At 39.1% G+C, this 8,014-nt stretch carries 9 protein-coding genes; 5 read left to right on the top strand and 4 right to left on the bottom strand.

From position 1 onward, the window contains the following. Positions 1 to 234 precede the first annotated feature (234 nt). The 3 genes from AAY47_RS17195 (at position 235) to lldD (ending at position 3,147) form a co-directional block, all read left to right on the top strand. Positions 235 to 990: a thioesterase II family protein gene (locus AAY47_RS17195; RefSeq protein WP_047771430.1), complete on the top strand. Its 756-nt coding sequence runs from the start codon at positions 235 to 237 to the stop codon at positions 988 to 990. Positions 991 to 1,094: 104 nt separating this feature from the next. Beyond that, a complete protein-coding gene (locus AAY47_RS17200; protein ID WP_047771423.1) occupies positions 1,095 to 1,703 on the top strand; it encodes an RBBP9/YdeN family alpha/beta hydrolase in 609 nt (202 codons plus the stop codon). Positions 1,704 to 2,004: 301 nt separating this feature from the next. Beyond that, complete coding sequence (gene lldD, locus AAY47_RS17205; RefSeq protein ID WP_047771424.1) at positions 2,005 to 3,147, top strand: FMN-dependent L-lactate dehydrogenase LldD; 1,143 nt, start codon at positions 2,005 to 2,007, stop codon at positions 3,145 to 3,147. Between the two features lie 175 nt (positions 3,148 to 3,322). On the opposite strand, the gene AAY47_RS17210 is transcribed toward lldD, so the two are convergent. Both AAY47_RS17210 and AAY47_RS17215 read right to left on the bottom strand, forming a co-directional pair. Continuing rightward, positions 3,323 to 4,129, bottom strand: a complete 807-nt coding sequence (locus AAY47_RS17210) for a PhzF family phenazine biosynthesis protein (RefSeq protein WP_047771425.1) — start codon at positions 4,127 to 4,129, stop codon at positions 3,323 to 3,325. Further along, entirely contained in the window at positions 4,101 to 4,985 is an 885-nt protein-coding gene (locus tag AAY47_RS17215; RefSeq protein WP_047771427.1) for an IS982 family transposase, read from the bottom strand. The genes AAY47_RS17210 and AAY47_RS17215 overlap by 29 nt, the downstream gene beginning before the upstream one ends. Before the next feature lie 296 nt (positions 4,986 to 5,281). On the opposite strand from AAY47_RS17215, the gene AAY47_RS20130 reads away from it, so the two are divergent. Both AAY47_RS20130 and AAY47_RS17225 read left to right on the top strand, forming a co-directional pair. Next, positions 5,282 to 5,659, top strand: coding sequence for a hypothetical protein (locus tag AAY47_RS20130; protein WP_053014331.1), 378 nt, complete (start codon positions 5,282 to 5,284; stop codon positions 5,657 to 5,659). A gap of 32 nt (positions 5,660 to 5,691) precedes the next feature. After that, the gene (locus AAY47_RS17225; RefSeq protein WP_047771428.1) at positions 5,692 to 6,165 is read left to right on the top strand and encodes a hypothetical protein; all 474 of its coding nucleotides are present in this window, start codon (positions 5,692 to 5,694) and stop codon (positions 6,163 to 6,165) included. 164 nt (positions 6,166 to 6,329) lie between these two features. On the opposite strand, the gene AAY47_RS17230 is transcribed toward AAY47_RS17225, so the two are convergent. Together AAY47_RS17230 and AAY47_RS17235 are read right to left on the bottom strand one after the other, a co-directional pair. After that, positions 6,330 to 6,974 (bottom strand): LysE family translocator, encoded by a 645-nt coding sequence (locus AAY47_RS17230; RefSeq protein WP_047771429.1) that lies wholly within the window; start codon positions 6,972 to 6,974, stop codon positions 6,330 to 6,332. Between the two features lie 205 nt (positions 6,975 to 7,179). Then, positions 7,180 to 7,899 carry a LysR substrate-binding domain-containing protein gene (locus tag AAY47_RS17235; RefSeq protein ID WP_053014333.1) on the bottom strand — a complete coding sequence of 240 codons (720 nt, stop codon included), beginning with the start codon at positions 7,897 to 7,899 and terminating at the stop codon, positions 7,180 to 7,182. Positions 7,900 to 8,014: the final 115 nt, after the last annotated feature.

Raw genomic sequence — 8,014 nt, forward strand, 5'->3', positions numbered from 1 at the left:
GATGCCTACTATAGCAACTGACCGCCTTTTTCAGAAATTGCACTTATCATGCGAATCCAAGTAATCAATTTTTTCTGTTATAGAAAAAGAAATAATAATAAATATTATTCATTGCCTAATGAATTTTTTTAAAAGTTATTTATAATTAATCGATTTTAAGTTAAAGTTGTAAATAAAAAAGTAATAGCTTGAAAATTTATGGGATATCTCTCAATCTGCTAAAGGAACTTCATTTTGTCTGATTCAGTTTTATTTTCTGCGATTAAAAAGCCAGAGGCCGGAGCGCAGCTGTTATTTTTTCATCACGCCGGAGGCTCTTGTTTTTCCTACATTGAGTTGGCTCACAAGTTATCGAAATTTATTGAAGTTTATTGTTTGGAGCTTGCAGGCAGGGGAATGCGTGTTTCAGAGCCTTTTCAGGTGGATGTTGAAACTGTTTTATCTGATATCCTTGCCGCAATAAAGCGTTTAAGGTTAGGAGAGGATAAACCTTTATTACTGTTTGGGCACAGTTTAGGAGCGGAACTGGCTTATCAGGTTGCTCGTAGACTGGAGAGTGAATTACCAGAAAAGCAATTAGCACTTATTATCTCTGCCCGTGGTTTTATTGATTCTGAAGGGTTTAAAAATAAGCCATATGAGGAATATTCTGACTCTTATGTTTTGAATATCCTTGAGCAATGTGGCGGAACACCGGCAGATATTCTTGCTAACCCTGAACTACGTAATTATGTGATCAAAACAATGAAAAATGATCTCATTTTGTTGAACTCTTTGTCTTTATTACCAAAAGTAAAGTTGAATATCCCAGCTTATGTGATAGGAGGAGATCGGGATAATAGAGTTCCTGTTTCTCGTTTGGCGGAATGGTGGCAAGTGTTAACTGCGCCAATAGAACAACAAATTTTCACAGGAGGGCATTTTTACTTGTTCAATAATCATGCGGTGGTTTCTTGGCTCGAAAAACAGGCCAGAGAACTAGCTGGATAAGACTAAGGTCATGTACACTATTATTGACTTATCCCAGTTTAAAGCTCTTAATGATTAGATGGTTGACTCCATAAATAGATAAATTATTAAATAGGAGAAAATTAGTGATATCAGAAAGAATAAGTGACCAAGGGCGGTTTTCTGGCAAAAAAATAATTATTGTTCATGGATATACTGCTTCACCTTCTTCACATTGGTTCCCTTGGTTAAAAGAGAAACTTATTGAACAGGGTGCGGAAGTTATCATACCTACCATGCCTGATACATCATCTCCTAAACCAGAAGTCTGGGCTAAGATGCTGATGGATATTGTGCCTGAGGCAGATAAAGACTCGGTTTTTGTTGGTCATAGTCTCGGTTGTATCACGTTATTGCGACATTTAGCATCGATGCGTTCTCAGCATCTTTGTATTGGTGGATATATTTTGGTTTCTGGATTTGACGTTCCTCAAATGACTTTACCAGAATTGGATTCTTTTACTGTTGAGCCGTTAGATTATGCTTTCTTGCGTGAGGTAACCAAATACCGTTTTTCACTTATTTCATCTAATGATGAAATTATTTCTCCGCAATTCTCCCAGGCTTTGGCTCATTCTTTGCAAACGGAAGTGATTAATATTGCTAATGGTGGACATTTTCTTGATAGGGATGGCTTCAATCGTTTATTACCTGTTTATGATATTCTGGAAAATATGCTATCAGACCGAATATAGATAAATGGTGGTTTTTAACCCATTGGTTTATTGCTTTTATTCTGGAGGGAGATATTAAATATAAGAGACCAATGCGTTATTTTAAATATGGTTTGTCGGTTATAAGGTTTGATTATCATTTTTCTCAGGCTCTAATAAGGTTTCTCATTTAACATTTGGTGGAATACAACACTCTATCGCGTTGAATGCTCTATTTTTGGGATCACCAACGCTAGTCTGTGGGGGAATTGCGGCTGTCATGGCCTTGATTCTGGCATCTTGAAAAATGTGCGAATAACTTTTCAACATTAGGGTAGGTATTATGATTATTTCCGCTTCAACTGATTATCGGGATGCAGCTCAAGCTAAGTTACCGCCTTTTCTGTTCCACTATATTGATGGCGGAGCCTATGCAGAGCATACCCTTAAACGTAATACCGCAGATTTATCCAATATTGAGTTACGCCAGCGTGTGTTGAAGGATATGTCTGAGTTAAGTCTGGAAACCCGCTTATTTGGCGAGAAAATGTCAATGCCGGTAGCACTTGGTCCTGTTGGATTGACAGGAATGTATGCGCGTCGTGGTGAAGTGCAAGCTGCACGTGCCGCAGCCAAAAAGGGGATCTCATTTACTTTGTCGACGGTATCAGTATGCCCGATTGAAGAAGTCGCTTCTGCAATCGATCGCCCAATCTGGTTTCAGCTCTATGTGCTAAAAGATCGTGGTTTTATGCGCAATGTATTGGAAAGGGCACAGGCTGCGGGAGTCAAAAATCTGGTATTTACCGTTGATATGCCAGTACCAGGAGCGCGTTACCGTGATGCCCATTCCGGTATGAGTGGCCCGTATGCAGCCATGCGTCGTATTTTGCAGACGATAACTCATCCGCAATGGGCATGGGATGTAGGATTATGGGGTAAGCCACACGATTTGGGCAATATCTCGGTATATCGTGGCAAACCGACCAAATTGGAAGACTATATTGGCTGGTTGGGAAGTAATTTTGATCCATCAATTTCATGGAAAGATTTGGAGTGGATCCGTGATTTCTGGGAAGGGCCGATGATTATCAAAGGCATCCTTGATCCAGAAGATGCTAAAGATGCTGTCCGGTTTGGCGCTGATGGTATTGTGATTTCAAATCATGGTGGACGTCAGCTTGATGGTGTTTTATCAACGACACGAGCTTTACCTGCGATTGCAGATGCAGTCAAAAACGACATTACCATTCTTACTGATTCTGGTATCAGGACAGGATTAGATGTGGTGAGAATGCTTGCCCTGGGCGCAGATAGTGTTTTACTGGGGCGTGCGTTTGCTTATGCGTTGGCTGCGGCAGGTGAAGCGGGCGTTTCTAATTTGCTGGATCTGATTGAGAAAGAGATGCGGGTAGCGATGACCTTAACCGGAGCGAGATCAATCTCGGAGGTTAATTCAGATTTGTTGGTACATAATCAAGTCTAATGGTAGATGGCACGATGCTGGTCAGCAGAATCTATTTGCTGACCATATCTAATTAATCCTTTAAATACCAATAGGATGATATCTCTGCCATGCAGGTTTGTCTGTCTGACCGTGAGGATTTTCAGCTAGCATGCATAACTGAGGCATTTTTTTCCTATTTATCAAAAATAAAGGATTATATATTCTCAAGCAGTATCTCACCGTGTGAAAAGAGTCTTGCTTTACCTGTCAGATAGATACGATCTCCATCTATTCGACATAACAACTCACCGCCTCGTTCTGATAATTGACGGGCATGAAGCTCAGTTTTACTGAGCCGCTTTCCCCAAAAAGGAGCAAGAACACAATGGCTGGAGCCTGTAACAGGATCTTCATTGACGACTTTAGCGGGTGCAAAATAGCGAGAAACGAAATCAGCGGACGAATCACCGAGAGCGGTAATGGTCAGTCCTGGCAAGGGCAGGGCCACAATCTTATTAAAATCGGGGTGGGTATGGATGATTTGTTCTACGGAATCTAAAACACAAATATAACGATCATGTGAAGCGAATACTGTGGAAACATTTTGTCCCAGGGCGTCTTGTATGACAGGGATGAGGTCATTTTCTTCATGGCAATCGGCGACAGGGAAATCCAATGTAAAAACACCATCTTGATGAAAAACCCGGAGTTCACCGGAGCGGCTTTTGAATGTGAGTAATTTCTCTTGGATGTTGCGGTGGGTTATGAGGACAAACGCGGTCGCCAGCGTTGCATGTCCACATAAATCGACTTCGACTTTAGGTGTAAACCAGCGTAGATGATTTTCGACCAAAAAAGCGGTCTCCGGCAGACCAATTTCAGCAGCGATAGCAATCAGCATTTCATCTGTTGGCCATTTATCCAGCAATACAACCGCCGCGGGATTGCCAGAAAACAATTTTTCCGTAAAGGCATCGACATGATAAATAACCTCAACTTTGTTTAAGCATCGCAATTTCATGGTCACGTAAACCTAAGCTCGGCTTTTTCGGCTGGAATGTATAAGCAATCAGTCCTGATACTATTTCCAGTAAAAAGCCGACTACGCTTCGGTGCCTTGAGTGCTCTATCTGAGAAATATTTTTCAATTGGTCATTCACCGTTTCTATCAAAAACCGTTTTCTTAACATGGCCTTGTCCCAAAGCGATAAAAATTTGGCTTTCATATTACGGCGAACATTCGTGATCAGCGTAATTCCTTCCTCCTTCAGTTCATCGCATAACACTTGCGATAAATAGCCTTTGTCACCATAGAGATGCCCGGTTAAACCTTGTACTAATTCCTTTACCGGCTGACGATCGTCAACATTTCCCGGTGTTAATTTAACGGATAAAATCTCCCCACAGTCATCAATAATCAGATGGAGTTTAAAGCCATAGAACCCGCCTGTACGGGGTTTTCCTCGCTGGGCGACACCCGCGAAAACTTGATGGCGAGCAATACGCAGATTATGGCAAACCGCGATTTTAGTGGAATCGATAAAGGCAATGCCGTGTGATTTTTGTTTGCGTGAAGAAAGGAAAGCGCATAACGGAATAAGGGCTCTTTTCTTCAATGTAATTATTCGATTGTAGCTGACCAGACCCGGGAAATCTGCGTTGAGATATTGCTGCACATGCTCAGTATAAAACGCTTTAAAATGACGATAATGGCTCATGTGAAATAAAATGAGGATCGTCATTATCTCACTGAGAGACAGGGAAGTGGCACGATGACGCTTGAGCTGATTATTCTCAATGAGCTGTTGTTCCCAAAGGGGAATAAATTTTTGGCAAAAATCATCGACGCAACAAAAAAGTTCTTCTAAAGTAGTCATAGCCTGAGGATCCCCACGATTTTGTTTTCTAAGCAAAAACTTTGATCGTGCCTCAGGCGTTTAGTTCCTTTTTTTCTTTCCTTTCTTAAGCGAAGTTCAGGTTAAATAGGGTATGAATGCATCAGAAGCTCACTTAATTTTTATAATGAAAAGAAAAATATACAATGTTTAAACCTCATTGATTTGTAAAGAGTTATTTTGTTTTGTTGCAAAATACACAGAAATTGTAGTGTTGACCTTAGGTGATAATGGTTATTAAATAATAATTCGTTGTTATAGTCCCAATAAGGACGGATATGAAAATCAAAGGATCCTATTGCCTATTTTTACTTTTGTCGGTGTGGTTTTCTCAAGCACTGGCTTTGGATTTAAGCTACCAAAATGATATCCCCGCAGATAACAGACCTTCAGAAGAATACCTGAAAAAGAGGCTCAATCTGGGCAGTTCGGGCTACGGAAGTTGGGACATGAAGGAACTCGCGAAAGGTAATACCTTAGCTGAGAAGAGGGAGAAGGAACTGAAAGAATACAATGATAGATTTGGGGTAAAGAATCTGAGCTTTCCTCATGATTGGTATCCGCAGGGTTCTTATTTCCATATGCAGCAGCAGACCTTTAATCGAGAAATGCAACGCTTCAGGATGGAGTCTGAACGTTTTCAGAGAGCAAACTAAACGTCATTGTTATATTCCCATTAAGGAAAGATATGAAAATCAAAGGATCCCATTGCCTATTTTTAATTTTGTCAGTGTGGTTTTCTCAGGCTCTGGCATTGGATTTAAGCTACCAAAGTGGTATCCCCGCGGATAATAAACCTTCAGAAGAGTACCTGAAAAAGAGGAACACACTGGATCGTGGGAATTGGAACACGGAAAAACTGGCTAAAGACAATGCGTTAGTTGAAAAACAGGAAAATGAACTGAAAGAATATAATGATAGATTTAATAATAGATTTAATAAGTATCACAATGGGCTTGATAAAGAGAGCTGGAAGCTTTCTTATGATTGGAATGAGCAACAGTTTAAGTTCTCTCATAAGCCACGAGACAACTTTATGCACCATGTCAGAGAGCAGGATAAACGTCGTTGCTATAGGGAAACAAGGCAGAAATTAGAGAAAGAGCAGGGGAATGGTTATTCCAATGCTGATATCGCCGATGCCTGTCGTTCTTACTATTAATTGAGTTAACTGCCAGTTAACACAGGTTTAAAACTGCCTCTTAAATGTAACAAAAGCAGCGAAATAGTGGCAAGGATGCTGAAAATAGCGAAAGGATTCGCAAATTTAGCAGCCACTGACATTAACCAACATATTATCAAAATGTGAGGTTGACACAAAAGGTATTAAACGATTGGTAGACGCTGATCAATACATAAGTTAATAGCTAATGCTATAAATATCAAACAGGTAATTTTATTAAGAATAGTTTGTAGTGATGGTTTACTGGATATCGTTTTATTTAAAAAGCCGGACAAATAGGATATGATCGTAAATACAATAAAAGCAATTATGACAAATATTAAACCTAAATATAATAATTGAAGAGATACTGGAATAGCGATTGTATTGTCAGTAGTAAACTGAGGCAGAAAAGCCAAAAAGAAAATAATTACTTTTGGATTTGATAAATTCATAAGCAAACCTTTTTTAATGAGTTTTTTTGTGTCATTAAAACTGTTGGTATTGTTTTTGAGATGAATAGGTTTTGCCTTAAAGGCTCCCCAAGCCAGATAGCTTAAATAAAACACACCAAATAACCTGATAATTTCAAAGGCTACCGTATTAGCTTGTATTATTGCTGCAATGCCTAATGAAACTAAAGAGGTATGCATTACTAATCCAATACATAGGCCAAGGGTAATTAATATGCCTGATTTGTATCCATTTATTGCAGACTGACTTAAAACTAAAAGATTATCAGGGCCTGGTAAGAAGCATAGGAAGGTTGAAATACTGATAAATGTAACAAGTGTTTCTGTAGAAATCATATTTATTACCATGATAAAATTAAAAATAACCGATGTTATCATCTATACCAATCCAACTTCAATATGCGTGTTATATTTCCCTGCGTAGCGGGGAAATATAAGGCCTCGCGTCGTCTTGCAGACTGCAACTTGAAGTTTATCGAGTATATATGAAAAAGTATTGATTATATTAATGTAACAAGGTCATCTATAAAAGACGAAAAATCTACTTGTAGGTATGAATTAATTTCATACCCTGTTCGATAGTTCTTTCAAGATGAGCTTTGATCAGAGGAAAACAGATATCCCTAAACCATCTATGCTCTGGATCTTGGTGATGTTTCGCATGCCATAGCAAGTAGTATTGTTGTGCTTTAATATCAATAGGTAAGCGTCTTATTTGTAAATCATAGTGTTGAGCAAAATCAGCAGCAATATGCAGTGGTATGGTTAGCATGGTGTCTGTTTTTAACAATAACTCAATGGCCGCCTGGAAAAAGGGAACTGTAGTGTAAATGTGACGATTTAGGTTCATCTTTGCCAACATGTGATCGACAGAACTGTCTTTATCTCCGCCACCACTAATCAAAATATGTCGGCCTTCTATATAGTCGTTAATAGTCATATCACTATTAGCTTTGGAATGTATATTTCTAAATGCAACGGCAAGTTGATCTTCAGCCATCATTTTACCGTATAAGTTATCAGGTATCGTATCGGCAATGGTTGCGACTAAATCAATATTTTGTTCAGCAAACTTATTCAAATTGTCTTTATGCCACAATTTATATTCAATACTCACATTAGAAGCATCAACTTCAATGTCAGAAATTATAGATGGCAAGATGGCCTGGGCGACATAATCACTGGATGCTAAGGTGAATTTCCTCCTACAAAGATCTGGTTCCATGATTTCTGGTGTATAGAGGTTATCTAATTGTTGCATCAATGCTGGGAGCTTTTCTTTCAGTTTTTCGCCTTTTGGGGTGAGAATAAATTCAGGGCGAGAGCGTGAACTTTTTGTTAAAAAATTTCAGGTTTGACGAATAAGAAAAAATATA

It is taken from the genome of Xenorhabdus griffiniae, from assembly GCF_001028135.1.
Taxonomy (GTDB): Bacteria; Pseudomonadota; Gammaproteobacteria; order Enterobacterales; family Enterobacteriaceae; genus Xenorhabdus; species Xenorhabdus bakwenae.